This window comes from Halorubrum sp. SD626R (assembly GCF_001261915.1).
Lineage (GTDB): Archaea > Halobacteriota > Halobacteria > Halobacteriales > Haloferacaceae > Halorubrum.
The window spans coordinates 11,630-36,747 of record NZ_CVRT01000097.1 but is presented as its reverse complement, the minus strand read 5'-3'; the positions used below and the strand labels follow the sequence as shown (position 1 = coordinate 36,747).

Annotated in this window: 22 protein-coding genes and 1 pseudogene; 12 read left to right on the top strand and 11 right to left on the bottom strand. The window is 70.0% G+C overall.

The features are described 5' to 3' along the window. Positions 1–257 precede the first annotated feature (257 nt). Positions 258–1,202: an NAD-dependent epimerase/dehydratase family protein gene (locus tag SD626R_RS10615; protein ID WP_092566340.1), complete on the bottom strand. Its 945-nt coding sequence runs from the start codon at positions 1,200–1,202 to the stop codon at positions 258–260. Positions 1,203–1,317: 115 nt separating this feature from the next. Between SD626R_RS10615 and SD626R_RS17270 the strand changes: the two are divergent. Then, a pseudogene (locus SD626R_RS17270) lies at positions 1,318–1,650 on the top strand (M48 family metalloprotease); the annotation flags it as partial. Positions 1,651–1,937: 287 nt separating this feature from the next. On the opposite strand, the gene SD626R_RS10605 reads toward SD626R_RS17270, so the two are convergent. Further along, positions 1,938–2,882 (bottom strand): NAD-dependent epimerase/dehydratase family protein, encoded by a 945-nt coding sequence (locus SD626R_RS10605; RefSeq protein WP_092566340.1) that lies wholly within the window; start codon positions 2,880–2,882, stop codon positions 1,938–1,940. A 115-nt stretch (positions 2,883–2,997) separates the two neighbouring features. On the opposite strand from SD626R_RS10605, the gene htpX reads away from it, so the two are divergent. The 3 genes from htpX (at position 2,998) to SD626R_RS10590 (ending at position 6,286) form a co-directional block, all read left to right on the top strand. Then, a complete protein-coding gene (htpX, locus tag SD626R_RS10600; protein ID WP_092566339.1) occupies positions 2,998–3,870 on the top strand; it encodes a zinc metalloprotease HtpX in 873 nt (290 codons plus the stop codon). Positions 3,871–3,969: 99 nt separating this feature from the next. Further along, positions 3,970–5,241 (top strand): MFS transporter, encoded by a 1,272-nt coding sequence (locus SD626R_RS10595; protein WP_092566338.1) that lies wholly within the window; start codon positions 3,970–3,972, stop codon positions 5,239–5,241. Between the two features lie 85 nt (positions 5,242–5,326). Further along, complete coding sequence (locus SD626R_RS10590; protein WP_092566337.1) at positions 5,327–6,286, top strand: D-2-hydroxyacid dehydrogenase; 960 nt, start codon at positions 5,327–5,329, stop codon at positions 6,284–6,286. Positions 6,287–6,316: 30 nt separating this feature from the next. Here the strand turns inward: SD626R_RS10590 and SD626R_RS10585 are convergent, their stop codons facing one another. From SD626R_RS10585 to SD626R_RS10575, 3 genes are all read right to left on the bottom strand, one after another. Further along, positions 6,317–7,489, bottom strand: a complete 1,173-nt coding sequence (locus tag SD626R_RS10585; protein ID WP_092566336.1) for an acyl-CoA dehydrogenase family protein — start codon at positions 7,487–7,489, stop codon at positions 6,317–6,319. A gap of 91 nt (positions 7,490–7,580) precedes the next feature. Beyond that, positions 7,581–8,798, bottom strand: a complete 1,218-nt coding sequence (locus tag SD626R_RS10580; protein WP_092566335.1) for a mandelate racemase/muconate lactonizing enzyme family protein — start codon at positions 8,796–8,798, stop codon at positions 7,581–7,583. A 37-nt stretch (positions 8,799–8,835) separates the two neighbouring features. Then, positions 8,836–9,945: a mandelate racemase/muconate lactonizing enzyme family protein gene (locus SD626R_RS10575; RefSeq protein ID WP_092566334.1), complete on the bottom strand. Its 1,110-nt coding sequence runs from the start codon at positions 9,943–9,945 to the stop codon at positions 8,836–8,838. Positions 9,946–10,060: 115 nt separating this feature from the next. Here SD626R_RS10575 and SD626R_RS10570 point away from each other — a divergent pair, with 115 nt between their 5' ends. From SD626R_RS10570 to SD626R_RS10535, 8 genes are all read left to right on the top strand, one after another. Further along, complete coding sequence (locus SD626R_RS10570) at positions 10,061–11,395, top strand: nickel pincer cofactor-dependent isomerase, group 22 (RefSeq protein WP_092566333.1); 1,335 nt, start codon at positions 10,061–10,063, stop codon at positions 11,393–11,395. A 63-nt stretch (positions 11,396–11,458) separates the two neighbouring features. Then, positions 11,459–12,247 (top strand): SDR family oxidoreductase, encoded by a 789-nt coding sequence (locus tag SD626R_RS10565; RefSeq protein ID WP_092566332.1) that lies wholly within the window; start codon positions 11,459–11,461, stop codon positions 12,245–12,247. Beyond that, a complete protein-coding gene (locus SD626R_RS10560; protein ID WP_092566331.1) occupies positions 12,244–12,591 on the top strand; it encodes a cupin domain-containing protein in 348 nt (115 codons plus the stop codon). The genes SD626R_RS10565 and SD626R_RS10560 overlap by 4 nt, the downstream gene beginning before the upstream one ends. Before the next feature lie 39 nt (positions 12,592–12,630). Further along, a complete protein-coding gene (locus SD626R_RS10555; protein ID WP_092566330.1) occupies positions 12,631–13,452 on the top strand; it encodes a fumarylacetoacetate hydrolase family protein in 822 nt (273 codons plus the stop codon). 75 nt (positions 13,453–13,527) lie between these two features. Then, the gene (locus SD626R_RS10550; RefSeq protein WP_092566329.1) at positions 13,528–13,959 is read left to right on the top strand and encodes a universal stress protein; all 432 of its coding nucleotides are present in this window, start codon (positions 13,528–13,530) and stop codon (positions 13,957–13,959) included. Positions 13,960–14,090: 131 nt separating this feature from the next. Beyond that, the gene (locus SD626R_RS10545; RefSeq protein WP_092566328.1) at positions 14,091–15,233 is read left to right on the top strand and encodes a TAXI family TRAP transporter solute-binding subunit; all 1,143 of its coding nucleotides are present in this window, start codon (positions 14,091–14,093) and stop codon (positions 15,231–15,233) included. Between the two features lie 152 nt (positions 15,234–15,385). Beyond that, the gene (locus tag SD626R_RS10540; RefSeq protein ID WP_092566327.1) at positions 15,386–17,377 is read left to right on the top strand and encodes a TRAP transporter permease; all 1,992 of its coding nucleotides are present in this window, start codon (positions 15,386–15,388) and stop codon (positions 17,375–17,377) included. Next, positions 17,374–17,607 carry a hypothetical protein gene (locus SD626R_RS10535; RefSeq protein WP_092566326.1) on the top strand — a complete coding sequence of 78 codons (234 nt, stop codon included), beginning with the start codon at positions 17,374–17,376 and terminating at the stop codon, positions 17,605–17,607. Before SD626R_RS10540 ends, SD626R_RS10535 begins: the two co-directional genes overlap by 4 nt. 41 nt (positions 17,608–17,648) lie before the next feature. On the opposite strand, the gene SD626R_RS10530 is transcribed toward SD626R_RS10535, so the two are convergent. The 6 genes from SD626R_RS10530 to SD626R_RS10505 form a co-directional block, all read right to left on the bottom strand. Continuing rightward, positions 17,649–19,121, bottom strand: a complete 1,473-nt coding sequence (locus SD626R_RS10530; protein WP_092566325.1) for an acetyl-CoA hydrolase/transferase C-terminal domain-containing protein — start codon at positions 19,119–19,121, stop codon at positions 17,649–17,651. Between the two features lie 216 nt (positions 19,122–19,337). Next, the gene (gene lhgO, locus SD626R_RS10525; RefSeq protein ID WP_092566324.1) at positions 19,338–20,546 is read right to left on the bottom strand and encodes an L-2-hydroxyglutarate oxidase; all 1,209 of its coding nucleotides are present in this window, start codon (positions 20,544–20,546) and stop codon (positions 19,338–19,340) included. Between the two features lie 90 nt (positions 20,547–20,636). After that, complete coding sequence (locus tag SD626R_RS10520; protein WP_092566323.1) at positions 20,637–21,944, bottom strand: acetamidase/formamidase family protein; 1,308 nt, start codon at positions 21,942–21,944, stop codon at positions 20,637–20,639. Positions 21,945–22,048: 104 nt separating this feature from the next. After that, positions 22,049–22,435, bottom strand: a complete 387-nt coding sequence (locus SD626R_RS10515; RefSeq protein ID WP_092566322.1) for a DUF7126 family protein — start codon at positions 22,433–22,435, stop codon at positions 22,049–22,051. Continuing rightward, the gene (gene guaA / locus SD626R_RS10510; RefSeq protein WP_092566321.1) at positions 22,435–23,352 is read right to left on the bottom strand and encodes a glutamine-hydrolyzing GMP synthase; all 918 of its coding nucleotides are present in this window, start codon (positions 23,350–23,352) and stop codon (positions 22,435–22,437) included. The genes SD626R_RS10515 and guaA overlap by 1 nt, the downstream gene beginning before the upstream one ends. Then, entirely contained in the window at positions 23,353–25,008 is a 1,656-nt protein-coding gene (locus SD626R_RS10505; RefSeq protein WP_092566320.1) for a CTP synthase, read from the bottom strand. It abuts the gene before it with no gap. Positions 25,009–25,118: the final 110 nt, after the last annotated feature.

The following is a 25,118-nucleotide window of genomic DNA, read 5'->3' as shown; positions in this document are numbered from 1 at the left end:
TCTTCTTATGACGAGAGAGCTTTGCTCTCTCGAACCACGCTCCTCAGTCGCTCACTTCGTTCGCTCCCTGCGGTGCTTTGGTCGCCTACGTCGCCCTCGCGGCTGCCCATTTTATTCCCGCCCCGCACAGCGACCGCACCTCACCCCTCCCCAGCCTCGCGGCTCCCTCCGCTTCGCTTCGGTCGCCGCGTCCCTCGCACGCGCACCTCGTGGCCGCCGGGGGCGGCCACTCGGAGGCGCGCGCCACCGCGAGGCAGTTACTCGAAGAGGACGGGTTCGCGAACGTCCTCGTCGGCCGCCTCGCGCCACGACCGGCTCGGCGCCCACCCGAACAGCCGCTCGGCCTTTTTAATCGCGTACGCGCCCCGGTCGTCGCCCTCGGCGAGCGCGCACGGGTCGACGGCGCAGTCGTCGGGGACCTCGCCGTACGACTCGCGCAGGAGGTCGAGCAGGGGGCGACCGAGCGCGTTGTCGGCGGCGACGCAGTTGACGGCCTCGTAGGATCCGGGCGCCACGGCCGGGTCCGACCCCGCCGTCCCCGCCGTCCCCGCGAGCGCGGCGGCGACGAGGTCGGCGACGTCGCGGGCGTCGACGTACGACCAGAAGTTGCCGGCGCCGGCGTCGAGGTCGCCGACGTACTCGTCGCTCCGACAGGCGTACGCGCCGGGGTACTGGATCCACGACGGACGGATCGAGACCGCCGGGACGCCCTCGCGGCGCGCGACCGCGCCGGCGGCCGCCTCCGCCGTCACCTTCGAGAGCCCGTAGGGGTCCTCGGGCCGGAGCGGATGTTCCTCGGTGACCGGGAGCTCGTCGGGGAACGGCGTCGGATCGGCGAAGAAGAAGCCGTAGGCGCCGTCGCTGGAGGCTTGGACGATCCGCGCGTCGGCGCGGCCCGCAGCGTCGAGGACGTTCTTCGCGGCGTGGACGTTCGTCTCGAACACCCGGCCGTCGGGGTGGGTACCCGCGACTGGGATCGCCGCCCAGTGGACGACGGCGTCGGGGTCGACGGCGTGGACGAGGTCGAGCGCCTCGCCGCGGTCGGCGAGGTCGGCGGCGCGGAACGAGACGTTCGGGGCCGGGTCGGCGTCGAGGTCCGGGTGCTCGTAGTCGACGACGACGACCTCGTAGTCGCCGGCGAGTCGGTCGACGACCCAGCGCCCGGAGGCGCCGCGGCCGCCGGTGACGAGGACAGTCTCCATGCGTGCGGGTTGCCGGGGCGAGGCAAAAGCGCACCGTCGTCGGACGATCGCGAGCGTTCGGCGGCGCTCTCGGAACCCCGGCAGGCTTTAATCCGGCGAACGGTAAAACTCGGGTATGGAATGGAAGACCGACTGGGGACTCCGCGGACGGATGGGGTTCACGATGTTTCTGCTCTTCGCCCTCTACGTCGTGTTCATCGGCGTCCTGATCCAGGTGTTCAACGTCGGGATCATCTTCACGCTCGCGATGTTCGGGATGTTCTCGCTCGCGCAGTACTTCTTCAGCGACAAGCTCGCCCTGCGGAGCATGGGCGCCCGCGAGGTGAGCGCCGACGAGTACCCGGACCTCCACCGCCGGATCGAGCGCCTGAGCCAGCAGGCCGACCTCCCGAAGCCGACGGTCGCCGTCGCCGACACGCAGGTGCCGAACGCGTTCGCGACCGGTCGACGCTCGCTGTCGTTCGAGACGCCTTCGGCGTCTCGTGATGACGAGAGAGCTTTGCTCTCTCGAACCACGCTCCTCAGTCGCTCACTTCGTTCGCTCCCTGCGGTGCTTTGGTCGCCTACGTCGCCCTCGCGGCTGCCCATTTTATTCCCGCCCCGCACAGCGACCGCACCTCACCCCTCCCCAGCCTCGCGGCTCCCTCCGCTTCGCTTCGGTCGCCGCGTCCCTCGCACGCGCACCTCGTGGCCGCCGGGGGCGGCCACTCGGAGGCGCGCGCCACCGCGAGGCAGTTACTCGAAGAGGACGGGTTCGCGAACGTCCTCGTCGGCCGCCTCGCGCCACGACCGGCTCGGCGCCCACCCGAACAGCCGCTCGGCCTTTTTAATCGCGTACGCGCCCCGGTCGTCGCCCTCGGCGAGCGCGCACGGGTCGACGGCGCAGTCGTCGGGGACCTCGCCGTACGACTCGCGCAGGAGGTCGAGCAGGGGGCGACCGAGCGCGTTGTCGGCGGCGACGCAGTTGACGGCCTCGTAGGATCCGGGCGCCACGGCCGGGTCCGACCCCGCCGTCCCCGCCGTCCCCGCGAGCGCGGCGGCGACGAGGTCGGCGACGTCGCGGGCGTCGACGTACGACCAGAAGTTGCCGGCGCCGGCGTCGAGGTCGCCGACGTACTCGTCGCTCCGACAGGCGTACGCGCCGGGGTACTGGATCCACGACGGACGGATCGAGACCGCCGGGACGCCCTCGCGGCGCGCGACCGCGCCGGCGGCCGCCTCCGCCGTCACCTTCGAGAGCCCGTAGGGGTCCTCGGGCCGGAGCGGATGTTCCTCGGTGACCGGGAGCTCGTCGGGGAACGGCGTCGGATCGGCGAAGAAGAAGCCGTAGGCGCCGTCGCTGGAGGCTTGGACGATCCGCGCGTCGGCGCGGCCCGCAGCGTCGAGGACGTTCTTCGCGGCGTGGACGTTCGTCTCGAACACCCGGCCGTCGGGGTGGGTACCCGCGACTGGGATCGCCGCCCAGTGGACGACGGCGTCGGGGTCGACGGCGTGGACGAGGTCGAGCGCCTCGCCGCGGTCGGCGAGGTCGGCGGCGCGGAACGAGACGTTCGGGGCCGGGTCGGCGTCGAGGTCCGGGTGCTCGTAGTCGACGACGACGACCTCGTAGTCGCCGGCGAGTCGGTCGACGACCCAGCGCCCGGAGGCGCCGCGGCCGCCGGTGACGAGGACAGTCTCCATGCGTGCGGGTTGCCGGGGCGAGGCAAAAGCGCACCGTCGTCGGACGATCGCGAGCGTTCGGCGGCGCTCTCGGAACCCCGGCAGGCTTTAATCCGGCGAACGGTAAAACTCGGGTATGGAATGGAAGACCGACTGGGGACTCCGCGGACGGATGGGGTTCACGATGTTTCTGCTCTTCGCCCTCTACGTCGTGTTCATCGGCGTCCTGATCCAGGTGTTCAACGTCGGGATCATCTTCACGCTCGCGATGTTCGGGATGTTCTCGCTCGCGCAGTACTTCTTCAGCGACAAGCTCGCCCTGCGGAGCATGGGCGCCCGCGAGGTGAGCGCCGACGAGTACCCGGACCTCCACCGCCGGATCGAGCGCCTGAGCCAGCAGGCCGACCTCCCGAAGCCGACGGTCGCCGTCGCCGACACGCAGGTGCCGAACGCGTTCGCGACCGGTCGGAACAAGAAGAACGCGACCGTCGCGGTGACGACCGGGCTGCTCCGGGCGCTCGACGAGGACGAGCTCGACGGCGTGCTCGCACACGAGCTCGCCCACGTGAAGAACCGCGACGTGATGGTGATGACCATCGCCTCGTTCCTCTCGACGATCGCCTTCTTCATCGTGCGGTGGGGGTGGCTGTTCAGCGGCGACAACCGCCAGGGCGCGCCCGTCATCGTCGCGATCCTCGTGTCGATCGTCGTGTGGGTGATCTCGTTCCTGCTGATCCGCGCGCTCTCGCGGTACCGCGAGTACTCCGCCGACCGCGGCGCCGCGCTCATCACCGGGAAACCCGGGGCGCTCGCGTCCGCGCTGATGACGATCGACGGCCGGATGGACCGCGTGCCGGAGGAGGACCTGCGCGAGGAGGCGGAGATGAACGCGTTCTTCATCATCCCGATCAAGGCGGGGTTCGTCGGCAAGATCGCCTCGACGCACCCGTCGACCGAGAACCGAATCGAGCGGCTCCGCGAGCTCGAACGCGAGATGGAGACGGCCTGACCGGGGCCGGACCCTCGTCGCTCGGCGGGCGACCGCGCCGGGACGCGACGGGCTGCCCCAAGGCGTATCTTTACTTCGGTCGACCGTCTGCGGCCAGCCGTGGTATCGTTCTCGTCAGTGGCGGGAGCCGACTCGGGGATCGTCAGGGAACGGCCCTTCCAGCTGCTGCTGCTCATCAACGTGCTCCCGCCGCTCGGCACCGCGCTCCTCTCGCCGGTGCTCGGCTCGCTCGTCGAGCCGCTGGGCGCGTCGACGGCGAACATCGGGCTCATGATGTCGGCGTTCACCGCGCCGTCCATCGTGGTCATCCCGATCGCGGGCGTGATATCGGACCGGTACGGGCGGCGGCCGGTGCTGCTCTTCGGGCTCGTCTGGTTCGGGATCACGGGCACCGCGATCGCCTTCGTCTCGACCTTCGCCGCGGCGCTCGCCCTGCGGGCGCTCCAGGGGATCGGCTTCGCCGCGCTCACGCCGATCATCATCACCAGCCTCGGCGACCTGTACGCGGGGACGAAAGAGGCGACCGCGCAGGGGCTCCGGTTCACCGGCTCGGGGCTCTCACAGACGGCGTTCCCGCTGGCCGCGGGCGTCCTCGTCGGGATGGCGTGGCAGTACCCGTTCCTGCTGTACGCCGTCGCCTTCCCGATCGCCGCCGTCGTCTACCGGTACTTCGAGGAGCCGCTCGACGAGGCGGGGGGCGAGGCGGGAGACGGAACGGGAGGCGAGGAGTCGGCGGGTCTCCGGGCGCAGCTCGGCGAGATGCGCGCGCTGGTCGCGCACCGGCGGGCGTGGACGATGGTCGTCGCGCGCGGGAGCGCGAACGTCGCGTGGTTCGGCTTCCTCACGTACAACTCGATCCTCGTCGTCGACGTGCTCGGCGGCACGCCGGCGGCGGCGGGGGCGCTCGCGGCGGTCGCGAGCCTCACGTACGCGCTTGCGGCGACGCAGGCCGGGCGGATCGCCGACGTCTTCGACGACCGGCTCTACCCGCTCATTGCCACGAACCTCTCGATGGGCGCCGGGCTCGCGCTGACGTTCCTCGCCCCGTCGCTCGGGGTCGCCGCCGTCGGCGTCGTGTTCATGGGGGCCGGGTTCGGGCTCGTGCTCTCCATCTACCGGAGCGTCATCACGACGCTCCCGCCGCCGGACCTCCGCGGGGGTCTCGTCAGCCTCGGCGAGGGGAGCGGGCGAGCGGCGGCGACGGCGACCCCGGTGGTCATGGGCGTCGCGGTCGCGCTCGCGACCCGCCCGCTCGGGTTCGAGGCGGCCGTCCGCGCGGTCGGGGTCGGCACCGGGCTCCTCGGCGGGGGCGTCGGGGTCGCCTGCCTCCTCCTGATGAGCGCGTCCCCGCCGATCCGGATGGAGGAGTAGGGCGGCTCCCGTCCACCGCGCGGCCCTCGCACCCCGACTACCGCCACCCCCGGGTACTTTGTCGACCCACCGCGACGCCCCGACCATGTCCACCATCGACGTCGCGGTGCTCGACCACGACGCGCACGGGATCCCGGCGGCCGACTACGCGGAGATACTCCGACGGCGACTCCCGGACCGCGAGGTGCGCCTCGCGGCGACGCCCGAGGAACACGAGCGCTACCTGCGGGAGGCGACCGTCGTCGCCGGCAAGCGGGTCGACGCCGGGGAGGTCGCGGCCGCCGAGGACCTCCGGCTGTTCGCGTGCAACGCCGCCGGCGTCGACCACCTCCCGCTGGAGGCGCTCGCCGAGCGCGGCGTCGCGGTGACGAACGCGTCCGGGGTCCACGGTCCGAACGTCGCCGAGCACGTACTCGGCTGGGTGCTGACGTTCGCGCGGCGGCTCGACGAGGGGCGCCGCCGACAGGAGCGCCGGGAGTGGCGCCGGTTCCAGTCGTTCACCGAGCTCGCCGGCAGCACCGTCACCGTCGTCGGACTGGGATCCATCGGCGAGACCGTGGTCGACCGGTTCCACGGGTTCGACGCCGACACGGTCGGGGTCCGCCACACCGTCGCGAAGGGTGGGCCGACCGACGAGGTGGTCGGCTACGACGACCTCCCCGAGGTGCTGCCGCGGACCGACGTGCTCGTCCTCGCGTGCCCGCTGACCGAGACGACCGCGGGACTGGTCGGCGAGGCCGAGCTCGACGCGCTGCCGACGGACGCGATCATCGTCAACGTCGCGCGGGGCGGGGTGATCGACACGCCGGCGCTCGTCGACGCGCTCCGGTCGAACGCGCTCCACGGGGCCGCGCTCGACGTCACCGACCCCGAGCCGCTGCCGAGCGACCACGACCTGTGGGGGTTCGAGAACGTCTTCCTGACGCCGCACGTCTCCGGCCACACGCCGAGGTACTGGGAGCGGCGCGCGGACATCCTCGTCGAGAACCTCGAACGGGTCGCCGAGACCGGCGAGTACGAGGGGCTGAAGAATCAGGTGGCCTGAGAGGCCGTCGAAGAGACGGGGCGAGCCGCGCTACTGAAACGCCTGCAGCCCGGTGAGGTCCTCGCCGAGGATCAGCGAGTGGATGTCGTGAGTGCCCTCGTAGGTGTACACCGTCTCCATGTTCGCCATGTGGCGCATCGGCGAGTAGTCGGCCGTGATCCCGTTGCCGCCGAGCATCTCGCGGGCGATCCGCGACTGGTCGCGGGCGGTGCGGACGTTGTTGCGCTTGGCCATCGAGACGTGTTGCGGCCGCATCTCGCCCGCCTCCTTGAGGTCGGCGAGCCGGTGGGCGAGCAGCTGCGCGAGCGTGATCTGCGTCGCCATCTCGGCGAGCTTCTCCTGTTGCAGCTGGAAGCCGCCGATCGGCTTGCCGAACTGCTCGCGGTCCGTGGCGTACTCGCGGGCGACCTCGAAGCAGTCCGCCGCCGCCCCGACCGCGCCCCACGCGATGCCGTAGCGGGCCTGAGTCAGACACGACAGCGGCCCCTTCATCCCCTCGACGCCGGGGAGGCGGTTCTCGGCGGGGACGCGCACGTCCTGGAGGCCGATCTCGCCGGTGATCGACGCGCGCAGGCTGAGCTTCTCGTCGATCTCGTTCGTCGTGACCCCGTCGCGGTCGGTCTCGACGAGGAAGCCGCGGACGGGGTCCCCGTCCTCGGTGTGGTCCTTCGCCCAGACGACGGCGACGTCCGCGATCGGGGAGTTCGTGATCCACGTCTTCGAGCCGTTGAGCACGTAGCCGTCGCCCGCGCGCCCGCCGGCAGCCTCGGCGCGCGTCTCCATCGCGGAGGGGTTCGACCCGTGCTCCGGCTCCGTGAGCCCGAAGCAGCCGACGGCCTCGCCGGCGCCGAGCCTCGGGAGCCACTCCTCCTTCTGTTCGTCGCTGCCGAACGCGTGGATCGGGTACATCACCAGCGCGCCCTGCACGCTCGCCATCGATCGGAGCCCGGAGTCGCACGCCTCCAGCTCGCGCATCAGCAGGCCGTAGGCCCGCTCGCTGACGTTCGGCAGGCCGTACCCGTCGAGGTTCGGCGCGTAGAATCCCATCTCGCCCATCTTCGGGATGAGCTCCGTGGGGAACGTGCCGTCGATCCAGTGGTCGCCCACGTCGTCGACCTCGCCGTCGATGAACGACCGGGCGGAGTCGACGAGCAGGCGCTCCTCCTGGGAGAGGGTCGACTCCATATCGAAGTAATCGAGCATACGACCGCTACCGATGCCAGGAATAAATAAGTGTACGCTCGCCGTTCGAGGCGCCGAAACCGCACGCCGAGGCGCCTCCGAGACTCCGGCCTCAGAAGCCGTCGGTCCCGTCGAGCAGGTGTTCCTCGACGACCGACTCGTCGAGTTCGATCCCGAGCCCGGGCGCCTCGGGGACCTCGATGCGGCCGTCCTCGATCAGCGGCTCGTCGCGCGCGAGCAGGTCGTCCCACCAGTCGACCTCCAGCGCGTGGTACTCCAGCAGGTCGAAGTTCGGGGTGGCCGCGCCGAGGTGGACGCAGGCCATCGTCCCGACCGGGCTACAGACGTTGTGCGGGGACATCGGCATGTAGTTCTCCTCCGCGCGGTCTGCGATCCGCATCGTCTCCGTGAGCCCGCCGACCGTGGCCGGGTCGGGGGTGACGACGTCGACGCCGTGCTCGTAGATCAGGTCCGACAGCTCGAAGACGCGGAAGCGGTTCTCGCCCGTCGCGACCGGCGTCCGGGTCGCCCTCGTCACCTCCTTCTGTGCGTCCATGTTCTCCGGCGGGATCAGGTCCTCCAACCACATCAGGTCGAACTCCTCTAACTCGTGGGCGAGCCGCTTCGCGCTCTCGACGGAGTAGTCCCAGTGGCAGTCGAACGCGAGGTCGACGTCGTAGCCGATCTCCTCGCGCACGGCCGCGACGATCTCCTTCTTCTCGCGGATCGCGGCGTTCGTCAGGCGCCCGTTGTACGGGTCGTTCTCGTTGTCGGCCGGGAGGTCGAGGTCGAACTTCAGCGCCTCGAATCCCATGTCGGTGACGCGGGCGGCCTCGGCGGCGTACGCCTCGGGCGTGTACGCCTCGGCCCCGGCGTAGTCGGTCGCGCCGTCCTCGACCGCGTACGCCTCGCCGGCGTGGCAGTCGCAGTAGAGCCGGACCTCGTCGCGGTACTTCGAGCCGAGCAGCTGGTAGACGGGGAGCCCGAGGATCTTCCCGGCGGCGTCCAACAGCGCGATCTCGATGCCGGAGGCCGCCGTGACGACCTTCCCGGTCGTGCCGCCGTGCCCCGACATCTCCTGGAAGATGTACCGGACCAGCCGCTCGACGTCGAGCGGGTTCTCACCGACGAGGAACCGGTTCGTGTACTCGACGAGCTCCGGGACGCCGCCGCCGCGGTACGCCTCGCCGATGCCGGTGACGCCGGCGTCGGTCTCAACCTTGATCAGGTTCCACTCGAAGTTCCCCTCGACGACGCAGGCGTCGAGGCCGGTGATCTGTACGTCTCGGTCCGGGTCGCGGGTGTCGATCTGGTCTGAGTAGTCTCGCATGTGTGGTTGTGTCGATGGTCTCGTGGTCGTGTCGGGATCAGTCGTCTCTGAACCGCTGCAGCGCGTCCTCGTCCAAGGGGACGCCGTGGCCGGGGCGGTCCGGCAGCTCTATCATCCCGTTGTCGCCGGGCGTCACCGGATCGGCGACGACGTCGTCGAACGCCTTCACGTCCATGTCGCGGTAGAAGTACTCCACCCAGAGGCCGTTCTCGATGGCCCCGAGCAGGGAGGCGTGGATGTTCCAGTTGTAGTGCGGGGCGATCGGGATGTCGTACGCCGAGGCGTGGTTCGCGATCTTCAGCCACTCCGTGACGCCGCCGCAGACCGTCACGTCCGGCTGGAGGATCGTCGCCGCGCCGGTGTCGGCGAGCCGGGCGAAGCTGTGGCGCGTCCCCTCCAGCTCGCCGGTGGCGACGGGGTAGTCGATCCCGTCGTTCACCTCGGCCATCGTGTCGACGCGGTCGATCATCACCGGCTCCTCGATGAAGTATGGGTCGTACGGCGCGAACGCCCGGCAGTTGCGGAGCGCTTCCGTCGTCGACCCCCAAACGCCGTTGGCGTCGAGCAGCAGCGTGCGCTCGTCACCGATCTCGTCGCGCACCGCGGCGACGCGCTCGGCCTCCTCGTCGGCCGACAGGCGGCCGACCTTCATTTTCACGACGTCGTGACCCTCGTCGAGGTAGCGCCGCATCTCGCCGCGGAGCGCCTCGTGGCCCTTGTCGTCGCGGTAGTAGCCGCCGCTGGCGTACGACGGCACCGACTCGGAGTGGCCGCCGAGTAGCTTGTGAAGCGGCATCCCCGCGGCCTTCGCCTTCACGTCCCAGAGCGCGATGTCGACGGTGGAGATGGCGCGCAAGAAGAGGCCGGTCCGGCCGATCTGGACGTTCCCCTCGTACATCTCGTGCCACAGGCGCTCGGTGTCGCGGGGGTCCTCGCCGACGAGGATCGGTTCGAGCAGCGACTCGACCGCGTCGGCGATGAGGCCGGCCCCCTCGTACCCCAGCGAGTAGCCGACCCCCTCGTGGCCGGTGTCCGTCCGCACGTACGTGATCGCGTGGTCCCGGTAGGTGAGCGTCCGGTTGGAGAAGGAGACGGGCGACTCCAGCGGCAGCTTGATCGGGAACGATTCGACCTCGGTGATCTCCATGGGTGGTGCGGCGTGATACGGATACAAGTAGACCGCTGTATCGGCAAGGCTCACGGAGCGACGGGCGGGACCCGCTCACCCGCCGTTTTTCTGTCGGCGGCGCGAGGGCCCCCACATGGAGTTCCCCGACCGATCCGACGTGGACGGGCTCATCGACCCGCAGCCGCTCCCGGGGTTCGCGCGGGTGCGGTACGAGCCGCGGACGGAGCGCCTCGACGACCCCGTCGGAGCGGCGCGCGAGGCGCTCGACGACCTCGATCTCGACGCGCTCCCCGCAGGCGCGACCGTGGCCGTCGGGGTCGGCAGCCGCGGGATCGACCGGATCGACGAGGTCGCGGCGGCGGTCGTCGACCGGCTCGCCGAGCGCGGCTTCGACCCCGTGGTGGTGCCGGCGATGGGCAGCCACGGCGGCGCGACCCCCGAGGGGCAGCGCGAGGTGCTGGAGGCGCTCGGGATCACCGAGGAGACCGTCGGCGCGCCGATCGACGCCCGGATGGCCGCCGAGCGGCTGGCGACGGTCCCGGTCGGCGGCGCCGACCTGCCGGTGTACTTCTCGGAGGCGGCGCTCGCGGCCGACGCCGTGCTCGTCGTCAATCGGGTGAAGGCCCACACCAACTTCACCGGGCCGATCGAGAGCGGGCTCGCGAAGATGACCGTGGTCGGGCTCGGCAAGCAGCGCGGCGCGAAGTCGTTTCACTCGACGGCGATCGCCGAGGGGTACGTCGAGGCGCTGACGGCCGCGCTCGACGTGATCGAGCGCGAGACTCCGATGATCGGCGGGATCGCGCTCGTCGAGAACTTCGAGGAGGAGATCGGTCACCTAGAGGCCGTTCCCGCCGGGTCGTTCCTCGACCGCGAGCCGGAGCTGTTAGAGCGCGCCTACGACGAGATGCCGACGCTCCCGGTCGACGATATCGACCTGCTCGTCGTCGACGAGATCGGCAAGGAGATCTCGGGCGCCGGGATGGACACGAACGTGATCGGCCGCTACCGCGTCCTCAACGCGCCCGATCCCGAGACCCCCGACATCGACCTCATCTACGTGCGGGGGCTCACGGAGGCGACGAAGGGGAACGGCAACGGGATCGGGCTCGCCGACCTCACCCGGAAGCGCGCGGTCGATCAGCTCGACCTGAAGAAGACGTACGCGAACGCGCTCACGAGCGGGTCGCTCGCGAAGTCGAAGCTCCCCGTGGTGGCGCCCGACGACGAGTTCGCGCTCCGGACCGCGCTGGCGGCGCTCGGCGGCTACGACCCCGAGACGGTCCGGATCGTCTGGATCCGGAACACGCAGGACCTCGGCGAGCTCCGCGTCTCCGACGCCGTCGTGGACGACCTCCCCGAGGCGGCGAGGGTGGTCGGCCGCGAGACGGTCGGATTCGACGAGGGCGAGGCGGGGTTCGAGACGGAGTCGGCGGACGGTCCGGACGCGAGCGATACGGACGCCTGAGGACGGGGCCGTCCCCTTGCCTGTAGGGAAACGTTTTCACGCCGCACTGGGGATGGGTGAGACATGGACCTACAGATCGACGGGAACGCGGCCCTCGTCACGGCGTCGTCCAGCGGACTCGGCAAGGCATCGGCGAAGGCGCTGGCCCGAGAGGGCGCGGACGTCGTCATCAACGGCCGCGACGAGGAGCGACTCGCGGCCGCGGAGGAGGAGGTCGAGGCGGTCGCGACGGGCGAGGTCGTCGCGCAGCCGGCCGACCTGACCGACGCCGACGAGGTCGCGGCCCTGGTCGAGACGACGGTCGACGAGTTCGGGACGATCGACCACCTCGTGACCAGCGCCGGCGGCCCGCCCTCGGGCGCCTTCCTCGACACCGACGACGAGGACTGGCAGCACGCCTACGACCTGCTCGTGATGAGCGTCGTCCGGCTGGCGCGGGAGTCGTATCCCCACCTCAAGGAGGGCGACGGCGGCACGATCGTCAACATCACCTCGCGGAGCGTGAAGGAGGCCATCGACAGCCTCGTGCTGTCGAACGCCGTCCGGATGGGCGTCATCGGGCTGGAGAAGACGCTCTCGAAGGAGTTCGCGCCGGAGGTGCGCGCGAACGCCGTCCTGCCCGGCCCCCACGAGACGAGCCGGATCCGCGACCTCGTCGAGGCCGCCGTCGAGCGCGGCGACTACGACTCCTACGACGAGGGGCTTAACGACTGGGCGCAGAACCCGCTCGAACGCATCGGCGACCCGATGGAGCTCGGCGACACCGTCGCGTACCTCTCGTCGCCGAAGTCGGGGTACATCAACGGGACGGCCCTCCCGATCGACGGCGGCTCGACGGGAGCGAACCTATGAGGCCGGTCGCGTTCGACGAGGCGGAGACGTACGAGCCCGAGGAGGGGTGGCGGCGCGTCTCGATGGCGGGCAGCGATCGGTTCTCCTTCGAGTGGTTCGAGAAGCCGCCGGGCCACAGCTCGCCGATGCACGACCACGAGAACGAGCAGGTGTGCCTCTGCCTGCAGGGCGAGCTCACGGTCGCGACCGAGGGCGACGAGGTCACGCTGGAGAAGAACGACTCCGTCCTCTTGGAGTCCAACGAGACCCATCGGGTGGAGAACACCGGCGACGAGCGCGCGGTCGGGCTCGACGTGTTCGCGCCCGGGCGCTCGTTCGACTTCTGGACGGACCGCGAGGAGTGAGATGAACGGAGCGAACGCGGAACGCGGGGCGATCGAGCGATGAAGTACCTCGCACGCACGGCGACCGGCGACCCCCTGCTCGGCGACGAGGAGGGGTACGTCCCCCTCGGCGCCGCGGAGCCGGGCCTAGAGAGCGTCCGCGACGCGCTCCCCCGAGCGGCCGCGGGCGACCTGGGCGACGTCGCCGACGCGACCGCCGACCCCGTGCCGGCCGAGGACGTGTCGTTCGGCGCGCCCCTGGCGTCGTTCGGAAAGCTGTGGGGGATCGGGCTGAACTACGAGGAACACGCGGGCGACCTCGACGAGCAGCGCCCCGAGGAGCCGGCGAGCTTCATGAAGCCGTCGTCGGTCCTGACTGGACCCGGCGGGCCGATCCGGCTCCCACCGACCGAGCAGAGCGAGCGGGTGACCGCCGAGGCGGAGCTGGCCGTCGTGATGGGCCGGACGTGCCGGAACGTCGACGAGGCCGACGTGGATAGCGTGGTCGCGGGGTTCCTCCCCGTGATCGACATGACGGCCGAGGACGTGCTCCAGCGGAACCCGCGCTTCCTCACGCGGGCGAAGAGCTACGACACGTTCCTCGTGCCCGGCGCCGCGCTCGCGGTGCCGGAGGGGCCGCTCGACCTCGAACCGCTCTCGGTGCGGACCGAGGTCAACGGCGAGGTGCGGGCCGAAAACGAGATCCGGAACATGCTGTTCCCGCCCGCGGAGATCGTCTCGTTCCACTCCGACGTGATGACGTTAGCGCCCGGCGACCTGTTCAGCACGGGGACGCCCGGCGCGGCGCCGATCGACCCCGGCGACGAGGTGCGGGCGGTCGTCGAGTCGATCGGGACCGTCGAGGCGCCGGTGACGCGGTAAGGGAAGGCGGTCGGCGATCCCGATCGATGGCGCCGGCAGACATCTTTATTACTCGCTGTTCGGTTAGGTGCCGATATGTACCGCGTGCTGCTCCCCGTCGGTGGAGACGTGAACCACGTACTGGCCGCGGCGGACGCCGTCGCCTCGCTGCCGAACGCCGACGACGAGGTCGAGGCGGTGATCCTCAACGTCTACGAGGGGTTCGAGGTCAGCGGCGAGAGCGGGCGAGTCGACTCCGAAGACGTGTGGAACGAGGAGAACTACCCCGAGAGCGTCGACGCCGTCGAGGACCGGCTGGCCGAGGCCGGCGTGGAGACGACCAGGCGGCGCGAGCACGGCGACGACCCCGCGGAGACGATCATCGAGGTCGCCGCCGAGCTCGACGTCGACAACATCACCATGAGCGGCCGCCGTCGGAGCCCGACCGGGAAGATGCTGTTCGGGAGCACGACCCAGTCGGTGCTGCTCGCGGCCGACCGCCCTGTGACGGTGATCCTCGAAGAGTAACGGTGGCCCCCGAGGAGTAAACCGGCGGACGCGACGTGTTCGGCGGCTTTCACGACGGCGAATATTCCCTCGGTTTAAACTGAAACAAACAGATACATTGTTAATCATCGACCGCAATGTCAGGATTGAGCATGGCAGATAACTCAGTTAATCGACGCAGGTTCCTGTACGGTACGGGCGCGGTAGGTATCGCCGGACTCGCCGGCTGTAGCGGCGGCGACGGCGGCGACGGATCGGACGGGTCCGACGGGTCGGACGGCTCCGACGGCTCCGACGGGATGGACGGTGAAGACGGATCCGACGGCGAGGACGGCGGCGACGGCGGAAGCCAGAACCTCTCGCTGCGCGTGGGGACGTCGGCCGGAGGGACGCAGGACGTCGGCCTCGCCGTCGAGCGCGCGGTGAGCCAGGAGAGCGACAGCCTGGAGTACTCGACCATCGAGAGCCCGGGCTACATCGGGACGATCCGCCGGATGGCGAACAGCCAGTTCAACGCCGGGATCACGGACAACAACTCGCTGTCGAAGGCGCTCAGCGAGAGCGGGGCGTTCTCCGAGCAGCCCGTCGAGCGCATCCCGCAGTACGGGTTCTACGCGTTCCCGTACAGCATCTACGTCATCGCCCGCGACGGCACGGACATCGAGACGTTCGACGACCTCGCCGGCGCGAACGTCTATCCCGCCGAGCCGGGGTACTCGACGCGCGCGACGACGCTCGACGTCTGGTCGCAGGACCCGACGGCGGACGTGTACGACCAGATGAACATCCAGAACATGGGCGTGGGCGACGCGCCCGGCGCGATGGAGGAGGGAACGATCGACGCCTCCATCGCGTACGGGACGCCCGGCGTGCGCTACACCGGGTTCGTCCAGGAGATCGCCTCCCGCGTCGACGTTCACTACGTCGAGCCGACGGACGCGCTCATGGAGTCCGCCGAGTCGTACGACGGCGCCGGCACCGGCACCACGAGCTACGACGACTGGTCCATCGCGGGCACCGACATCGGCACCGACGAGGTGTTCCACTGGAACCTGGAGGTCAACTACACGTTCAACCCCGAGGCGAACCCGGACGCCGTCTACGAGCTGTGCCGCGTCGTCGACGAGCACAACGACGTCGTCAACGAGGGCGAGGCGCAGTTCAACGACTTCGGGTCCACCGCGGACATGCTGGCGTCGGCCCGCGAGAACATCCCGGTCCACCGCGGCGCCGTGCAGTACTACCAGGACAACGACGCGTGGGACGACAGCCTGACCGAAGGCGACAGCGCCTGATCGGCCGGTAACCCGGCTTTTTCCCCGCTCTCCGGGGCCCCGATCAGTAAGTTAAAATCATCGAACGCGCAACCGACAATTCAGACAGCAACTATGACACGATCACGCATGCCCGGCCCGACGAATATTTCACCTGACGGACACTGGCGCCCATGAGCACGGAAACGGCCTCGGCGGAACCCGAATCCGGACTGTTACGCGGGCTCGACGTCACGGTCACGGCGGCGGCGCTGCTGTTCTGGGCCGGGGTGCTCTACTGGGCCCAGACGCAGGCGATCTCGCAGGTGCGGTTCGCCACCGCGTTCGTCGGCGGCATCCTGACCGTGTACGCGATCAACGAGACGCGGCTCGCCATCAGCGACGGCGACTGGATCGACGGCGCCGTGTTGATCCCCGCGTCGCTGGCGCTGATGACCGCGTCGGCGTTCTTCGCGGTCAACTTCCAGGACGTCTACCTCCAGCGGCAGGGGTACGCCCTCGAACACGAGTACATGCTCGCGCGGCTGGTCATCCTCTCGCTGATGTACCTCACGTGGCGCGAGTTCGGGAACGTGTTCCTCGGGCTCGTCATCGGCGTCTTCGCGTACGCGATGTACGGCAACGTCGTCCCGGGCGTACTGGGACACGCGGGGATGCAGCAGGCGACGCTGCTGCAGGCGACGGTCACCGACCTGTACGGGTTCTACGGGAGCCTCACGCAGATCACGGCCTCGTGGATCGCGCCGTTCCTGCTGTACGCCGGGCTGCTGTTCGCGTACGGCGCGTTCGACCTCATCCTCCGGGTCGCCATCGTGGCCGCGAAGTACATCGAGTCGGGGATCGCCCAGACGGCCGTCCTCTCCTCGGCGGTCATCGGCTCGATCAACGGTTCCTACACCGCCAACGCGGCGATGACGGGCTCGTTCACCATCCCGACGATGCAGGAGGCGGGGATGAAAGGCCACCGCGCGGCCGGCATCGAGGCGGTCGCGTCCACCTCCGGACAGGTGCTCCCGCCCGTCATGGGGGCCTCGGCGTTCGTGATGGCGTCGTACCTCGGCGTCCCCTACCTCAACATCGTCGTCGCCGGCCTCGTGCCGGCCGCGATCCTGGTCGTGTCCATCTCGATCGCGGTCCACTACCTCGCCATCTCCGACTCCAGCAGCCAGGACATGGAGTTCTCCGAGTTCTTCGACGAGGAGCTCTCGACCGAGAAGAAGCTGTTCGAGGCGCTCCGTTTCGGCGTCCCGTTCGGAATTCTCATCTACCTGCTCGGGTTCGCACAGTACACGGTGATGACCTCCGCGCTGTACACGGTGGTCGCGATGATGCTCACGGGCGTGCTCATGCCGCCGCTCCAGCGGCTCGTCGACAACTCGGGCACCAGTCCGGTCGGGGAGTTCGTCACCCAGGTGAAAAACACCGTCCACGGGATCCGCCGCGGCGCGATCATCCTGGCGCCGATCGCGATCATCCTGGTCGTCATCAGCGGGGTCGTGAACCTCTTCAGCACGACCGGCATCCCGGCGAAGATCGCGCTGCTGCTCATCAACATCTCGGGCGGCGTGCTGCTGTTCGCCGTGCTGCTCGGGATGGCCGTCGCCATCCTGATGGGCGTCGGCATGCCGACGGTCGCGGCGTACGTCATCGTCGCCATCCTCATCGTGCCGACGTTCGTCTCGGACTTCGGCGTCCAGCCGATCACGGCCCACTACACGATGTTCTACGCGGCCATCCTCGCCGGGATCACGCCGCCGGTGGCGACCGCGGCGGTGATCGCGGCGGGGATCGCGGAGGCGAACTTCTGGCGGACCTGCGGGGCCGCGCTCCGGATCGCCGCGCCGCTGTTCGTCCTCCCGGTCGCGTTCGTCTACAACCCCGTTATGATCTCGATGGAGCCCGGGCTCAACACGCTGTACGTCGGGCTGCTCGTCCTGCTCGGCGCGGTGACGATCATCTACGGGCTGAACTACCCGTTCAAGATGAGCCCCGGCAAGAAGATCGGCGCGCGAGCCCTGCTCGCGACGCTCGGCGTCTTCATCATGGCGTACCCGAGCAACGTCGCGAAGCTCGCTGGGATCGCCGTCTTCGCCGCCGTCTTCGTCGCCGAGAAGGTGATGATCCGCGGGCTCAGACTGCCGTTCGGCAGGGGGGCGAGCCAATGAGCGACGACGACTCCCCCGAGGCGGTGGCGGAGCAGTCCGCACAGCAGGCCGGCGGCCTCGGCGAGATCATCCCGGATCCGCTGATGCCGGCCTGGAGACAGGTCGAGAAGGTGCAGGCGTTCCGCCGGACCCACGGGGAGAAGTACGTCGGCGTCCTCGAACTGCTCACCGCGCTCGCGCTCACCGGCGGCTACGTCTGGTGGCTGCTCATCTTCCTCAAAGTGCTGTGAGTGCGCGGACGGCGTAACCGATTTTTACCCACTCAGTCCGCCTACTCGAACCACTCCGCGGCGCGCTCGACGTCCTGCGGGATGTGGTAGTCGCGCTCGCAGACGTCGTCGAGGTACGACCGGAGCTCCGGCGCGAATGCAGGGTGCGCGCAGCGCTCGATCAGCAGCTCCGCGCGCTCGACCGGCGAGAGCCCGCGCACGTCGGCGACGCCCTGTTCGGTGACGAAGACGTCGACGTCGTGCTCGGTGTGGTCGACGTGGAACGTCTGCGGGACCACCCGCGAGACCGCGCCGTCGTTCAGCGTCGAGGGGAGCGCGCACACCGTGATCAGGGAGTTCCGATTGAAGTCGGCCGAGCCGCCGACGCCGTTTATCATGCGCTCGCCGCGGACGTGCGTGGAGTTGACGTTCCCGTAGAGGTCGACCTCGATGGCGCTGTTGACACCGATCACGCCGAACTGGTCGATGAGCCCCGGGTGGTTCGAAATATCGGCCGGCCGGAGCACCACGTCCTCGGCGTAGCGCTCGACGTCCTCGAAGAGCCGTTCCTGGCCCTCGTCGGTGAGCGCGAGCGACGTGGCGCTGGCGGCCGCAAGCCCCCCAGCGTCGAGCATGTCGAAGAGGCCGTCCTGGATGAGCTCGCCGAAGTAGACCACCTCGCGGTCGCCGAAGTCGAGCGCTTGGAGCTCGCCCATCAGCGCGTTGCCGAGCGAGCCGACGCCGAACTGGAGGTGGACCGCGTCGTCGAAGACGGGCGAGCGCTCCAGCTCCTCTCGGAGGAAGGATCCGAGGTTGGCAGCGATCGCGAGGTCGTCGTCGGTCGGGTCCCGGAACGTGTACGTCGAGTCGGGGGTCTCCGTCTCGACGACGCCCGCGAGCTTCCCGGGGGCGAACTCGACGTGGGGGGTCCCGATGCGCTCGCCGGGGTCGGTGAGGGGGACCGGTTCGCGGTCCGGCGGCGCGTCCGGTCGGTACACGTCGTGGAGCGCCTGCAGTTCGAGCGGCTGGTGGCGGTTCAGCTCCACGTACAGCTCGTCGGCGGCCTCGACGAACGCGGGGACCTGCCCGAGCGACGTGGAGGGGACGAACCAGTCCTCGCCGACCGCGACCGCCTCGACGACCGCGACGTCGGGGTCGACGAGCCCCCCGTACTGGACCTCGTCGCCGATCGAGGAGGCGTTGCGGTCGCTGAAGGCGATCTCGCGGGCGTCGGTCTTCTCGCGGGCGACCCGCGACGACTGGTAGGAGAAGCGGCGCTCGACCTGTCCCGACCCGACGAGCTCGGTGTCGATCTCGTCGCCGACCTTCCCGCTGGCGACGAGCGTGAGCGACAGGTCGCGGGGCGACGACGCCAGCGCGAGCGGGATCGCCTTCGGGTAGCCGACGCTGCCGAAGCCGCTCGTGAGCACCGTCGCGTCGGCGTCGAGCGCGGCGGCCGCGGTCTCCGCGTCGACGATCGGGAGGTCGCCGTGGAGCCGGTCCTCGACCGGCAGCCGGTCCGGACCGCGGCTCATCGGCGCCCTCGTGCCGGGGAAGTCTGGCGCTCGCGAGGAGGAGAGGCCTCTCGAGGGGCGATGCGACCGTCGGTGGCGGCCCGGACGGGGCCGCCGCGAGTCGGGATGAACGCGTGTGGTGTCATGGTCTCGGACGCGAGGGACGCGCCGCGCGGGAGCGGTGAGCCCGGCGGCGACATCCGGCGAGTGGTGGTGGCAACGTCGGACGGCCGGGACTTAAACCGTCACCTTCGCCGCGAGCCGCTCCGCGATGTGCTCGCCGAACGGCAGCGAGGAGGTGAGCCCCGGAGAGACGGCGTTGAGGACGTGAACCGCGTCGTCGCGCTCGACGAACAGCGGCTCTTTCACTAACTCTCCGTCCGCGCTCACGAGCTGGGCGCGGATCCCGGCGTAGCTCTTCTGGAGGTCCTCGGCGCGCACGTCGGGGACGAGCTTCTGTGACGCCGCCGCGAACTTCCCCTTGCGGTACGACTTGTTCAGCTCCGCCCACGCGACCGAGAGCATCAGCGGCGAGGCGAGCAGCCGCCGGAAGCCGCCGTAGGTGAGCGTCTCCAGCAGCTCGCGGGGGTTCACGTCCGTGTTGTCGTACGCCTCGCGGCCGAACGCGAGCACCGCGTTGGGGCCGACGATCACCTTCCCGTCCGTGCGACGGGTGTAGTGGACGCCGAGGAAGGGGAGCTCGGGGTTCGGCGTCGGGTAGATCATGGTCTCGCAGAGGTCGGCGCGCTCGGGCCGTACCTCGTAGTACTCGCCGCGGAACGGGACCACCTGGTACTCCTCGCCGACGCCGACCTGGTGGGCCAGCGTGTCGGCGTGGAGCCCCGCGGCGTTGACGAGGTACGGGACCTCGAACCGACCGTTGCTCGTCGCGAGCCGGTACCCCTCGGCCGCCTCCTCGATCCGCGAGACCTCGTACCCGGTGTAGATCGTGACGCCGAGATCCCGTGCCTCGCGGGCGAGCGCGTAGACGTACTGCTCGGAGTCGACGGAGGCGGCCTCCGGGGCGCGAAACGCGGCCTGGCCCTCGGCGTGGGGCTCGTGCGCGCGGATCGCCTCGCGGGAGTCGAGCCGCTCGTAGGCGACGCCGTTGGCCTCGGCCTGCTCCGCGAGGTCGTCGAGGCGCGCCGCCTCCTCGTCGTCCGTCGCGACGACGAGGACGCCGAGCTCATCACAGGGGATATCGTGCTCCTCGCAGTACGCCTTCATGCGGGCGGTCCCCTCGGTGGCGAACCGCGCCTTCTTCGAGCCCGGCGGGTAGTTGAACCCGGGATGGAGCACGCCGGAGTTCCGGCCGCTCTGGTGGGAGGCGAGGTGGTGTTCCTTCTCTAGGACGGCGACGTCGAGGTCGGTGCGCTCGGCGAGGTGTTTGGCGACCGACAGCCCGACGCAGCCGCCGCCGACGATGGAGACGTCGTGGCGCATCATTGCTCGTCCGACGGATCCGGGAGCGGTGTGATATAGGTGCCGTTCGGGGCAGCCGAGGGCGGCGGCGAGGCCGGACGACCGCCGTCGGCGCTACAGGTCGTACTGCTCCCGGACCAGCCCGTCGAGGCCGCGCGCTTCGAGGACGTCGAGCGGCGCCAGCATGTCGAGCTGGACGACGCCCGGGAGCCGGCCGACCTGGACGCCGCCGGTGAACGTGCAGCGCCCCCGAACCTCGCCCTCGCTCATGTCCAGCAGCTTCGTCGCGCGGTCGAAGGCGTTCTGCGTGGCGTCGTTGACCGTGGCGCCGGAGCCGACCACCTGGATCGGCGCCATCTCCGTCTCCGTCTCGACGCCGTGCTCCGCGCCGAGCTCGCGGCCGGCCTCGCGCTCCGCGTCGGTGTACGGCGCGCTGATGAACGGGAGGTCCGCCTCGTTCGGGAGGAGGACGGGGCCGTCGAGTTCGAGGTCCTCGATCACTTCGACGTCCATGGTGACGGTGCCGCTCACGTCGGTGGTGTGGAGCGAGAGCTCGCCGTCGCCCTGGTTCGCGTGGAGGTCGCCGACGTAGATCCCCCCGCCGTCGACGGCGACGGGACAGATGAGGGTGGCGCCCGGCCGGACCTCGGGGATGTCCATGTGACCGTCGGTGCGCTTCGCCAGGTCCGCCTCGGTCTCGACGCCGTAGTCGTGGTCGGCGCCGATGAGGCTCTGCCCGAAGTCGCCCGCGTTGTGCGAGTCGGGCATCGTCACCGGCGGCGTCGTTCCGATGTTGCCGATAAACGGCCGGAGCCGACCGAGCGTGCCGGGCATCCCGTCGGGCTCGTACAGGAGGATCGGGTGTTGCCGGGAGTTCTCGGGGATGTCCATCACCTCGTCGGCGTCGGTCGCGAGCTCGTGGGCGCCGTCCTTGTCGAGGGTGACGCCGACCGCGTTCTCGTGGTCGAACGCGACGGTGTAGCCGTACTCGAAGCCGAACGAGGAGGCGTTGGCACCGCACTCGGCGCAGCGGATCGCGTCCTCGCCGGTGCCCTCGACGACCGAGTCGGGCCACGTCGTCCCGCACTCCGGGCAGCGGTGGTCGACGAACGGGTCGTCGCGGAACGCCTCCTCGCGCTCGGCCATCGACCCCGTGCTCGTCGCCATGCTCGTCACCTCCACGTCGCGGATGCGGATCGCGACGGCGTCGCCGACCTCGGCGCCCTCGACGCGGATCGGGCGCGTCACTTCGTGGCCCCCGCGGAACGAGGGCGTGACCATCGGCCCCCAACACCCCGGCGGCGTGTACGTCTTCACCGTTCCGCCGTCGGCGACGGTGCCGGCCCACTCCTGGTCGGGCCCCACCAGCCCGAGCGTGTACTGATCGACGTACAGCTCCTCTTTCACTTCCTGCTGTGACATACCATATCAGCCTACGTGAGAGACAGAAATAACGCTACTGCTCGCGGAACGAGGGTGGGACCGCGCCCGCTCTCGGAGCGGTCGGACGCGACCGACCGGGCCGGCTACGCCGCGCGGTCGGCGGCGCCGTCGACCAGCTCCTCGGCGACGGTCGCGGCGTCCATCAGGTCGGGGTCGATCGCGAGGTCGGCGACGCCCGCGACGAACTCCGGCAGCGACCGCTCGGCGTACGTCACGGCGAGGGCGTCGGGATTCAGCTCCTTGGCGATCGGGATGCCGGTCGCCTCCTCGACGTCGGTGAGGACGAAGTAATCGGCCTCGTCGGTCCCGGCGCCGGCGAGCGCGTCGGCGGTGACGAGCCCCTCGATGCGGCGGATCTCGACGCCGAGCGCGGCGAGCTCTTCCCCGAGTCCGTGCTCGTCGGGGCCGGCGACGACGGCGACGTCGCCCTCGGCGCGGCCGCCGTCGGGGCGGGCGAGAGTCCCCGCCATCACTCGTACTCGATCGTCGCGGGCGGCTTGTGGGTCACGTCGTACACCACGCGCGCCACGTTCTCGTTCTCTCCGGTGATCCGGCTCTGGATCCGCTGGAGCGTGCTCCAGTCGATCTCCTGGGCGCGGGCGGTCATCCCGTCGCGGCTCTCGACCGAGCGCACGGCGACGACCCAGCCGTGCACGCGGTTGTCGCCCTTGACGCCCGTGGCTTTCCCGAGGACGGCGGCGAACGCCTGCCACGGGTCGTACTCCTCCAGTTCCTCCTCGACGACGTGGGTCGCCTCGCGGGCGACCGCGGCCTTCTCGGGGGTCACCTCGCCGACGATCCGGACCGCGAGCCCGGGGCCGGGGAACGGCATGCGCTCGGAGATGATCTCCTCTAAGCCGAGCGCGCGGGCGACTTCGCGGACCTCGTCCTTGTAGAGGTCGCGCACGGGCTCGACGATCCCCTCGAAGTCGACGACCTCGGGCAGTCCGCCGACGTTGTGATGCGACTTGATGTTCCCCTCCGACTCGATGCGGTCGGGGTAGATCGTCCCCTGCACGAGGAAGTCGGCGTCGACGTCGCGCGCGACCGTCTCGAACTCGTCGATGAACCCCTCGCCGATGACGTGGCGCTTCTCCTCGGGGTCGGTGACGCCCGCGAGCCGGTCGAAGAAGCGCTCTTGCGCCTCGATCACCCGCAGCGACTCCATGAACGAGAAGGTGTCGCGGATCTCGTCGGTCTCCCCCTTCCGCATCAGCCCCGTGTCGACGTAGACGGGGGTGAGCTGGTCGCCGACCGCCTCGTACGCGAGCGTCGCCGCGACCGAGGAGTCGACCCCGCCCGAGAGGGCGATCACGGCGTTCGCGTCGCCGATCGCCTCCCGGATCTCCGCTTTCGCCTCCGCGATGAACTCGTCCGTCTCGACCATCTATAGCCTCACGTCCGCGTTCCGCTCGGTTGTGTCCGTCGATTCCAGCGCCGCCTCGACGAGCGAGACGAACGGCGGACTCGCGCGGTCCGGCCGCGACCGGAACTCGGGGTGCGCCTGCGTGCCGAAGAAGAACGGGTGGTTCGGGCGTTCGAGGATCTCCATCCGGTTGTCGGCGCGCCCGGAGAAGGTCAGCCCGTCGGCCTCCAACTCCTCGATGTACTCGGGGTTCACCTCGTAGCGGTGGCGGTGGCGCTCGGTGCAGGCGTCGGCGTCGTACACCCGCGCCGCGAGCGTGTCCGGCTCGATGTCGGTCTCGTGGGCGCCGAGCCGCATCGTCCCGCCCATGTCCTCCGTCTCGTACTGGTCGGGGAGCAGGTCGATGACCGGGTGGGGGGTGTCGGGGTCGATCTCCGCGGAGTGCGCGCCCGCCAGCCCGAGCACGTTGCGCGCGTGCTCGACGACCGCCATCTGGAAGCCGAGACAGAGCCCGAGGAACGGCACGTCGTTCTCGCGGGCGTAGCGGACCGCCTCGATCTTCCCGTCCGTGCCGCGGGAGCCGAAGCCGCCGGGGACGACGACCGCGTCGGCCGAGGCGAGGCGCTCCTCGTGCTCGGCGCTGGTTTCGTCGGCGTCGACCCAGAGCACGTTGACCTCGGTCTCGGTGTGTATCCCGGCGTGTTTCAGCGCCTCGTGGATCGACATGTACGCGTCTTCGAGGGCGTACTTCCCGACGAGGGCGACGTCGATGTCACGGTCGCGGTCGCGGGTGACCAGCTCGCGCCACTCGGTCGAGCGCTCCGACTTCGGGAGCGCCTCGTCGGCGAGCCCGAGCCGCTCCATCACGTACTCGTCTAACCCCTCGTCTTCGACCATCAGCGGGACGTGGTAGATGTCCTCGACGTCGGGGTTCGAGAAGACGGCGTCGGTGGGAACGTCGCAGAACAGGGCGATCTTCTCCTTCGTCGCGGGGTCTAGCCGGTCCTCGCAGCGCCCGACCAGGATGTCCGGCTGGAGCCCGATCGACCGGAGCTCCTTCACGGAGTGCTGTGTCGGCTTCGTCTTCTGCTCGCCGTTCTTCGAGTAGGGGACGAGCGTGACGTGGGTGAAGAGGATGTCCTCGTCGTCCTCCTCGTGGGCGAACTGACGGAGCGCCTCCAGGAAGGGCATCGACTCGATGTCGCCGACGGTCCCGCCGATCTCGACGAGACAGACGTCGCTGCCCTCGGCGGCCTCGCGGATGCGGCGCTTGATCTCGTCGGTGACGTGGGGGATTATCTGGACGGTCTTGCCGAGGTAGTCGCCGGCGCGCTCGCGCTCGATGACGTGCTGGTACGTCTTCCCGGTGGTGACGTTGTGGTCGAACGTCATGTCGGTGCCGAGGAAGCGCTCGTAGTTGCCCAGGTCGAGGTCGACCTCGCCGCCGTCCTTCAGCACGTACACCTCGCCGTGCTCGTAGGGGTTCATCGTCCCGGCGTCGACGTTGAGATAGGGGTCGACCTTCACCGCGGTCACGTCGAAGCCCGCGTTCGCGAGGAGCCGTCCGGTGCTGGCGGCGGTGATCCCCTTCCCCAGCCCGGACATGACGCCGCCGGTGACGAACACGAACTTCCGACCCAGCGACGGGTCGTACCCTGTGTCGGGATCCGTTGGCATATCGACCGTCCGTCAGGGGCCGGCAAAACCGTTTCGGACCCTCCGTTTCGACTGGACGTTCGTGACGTTCTCGCGGGGGTCGGCGGCTCGGCGGTCCGCGTTTCGAGCCG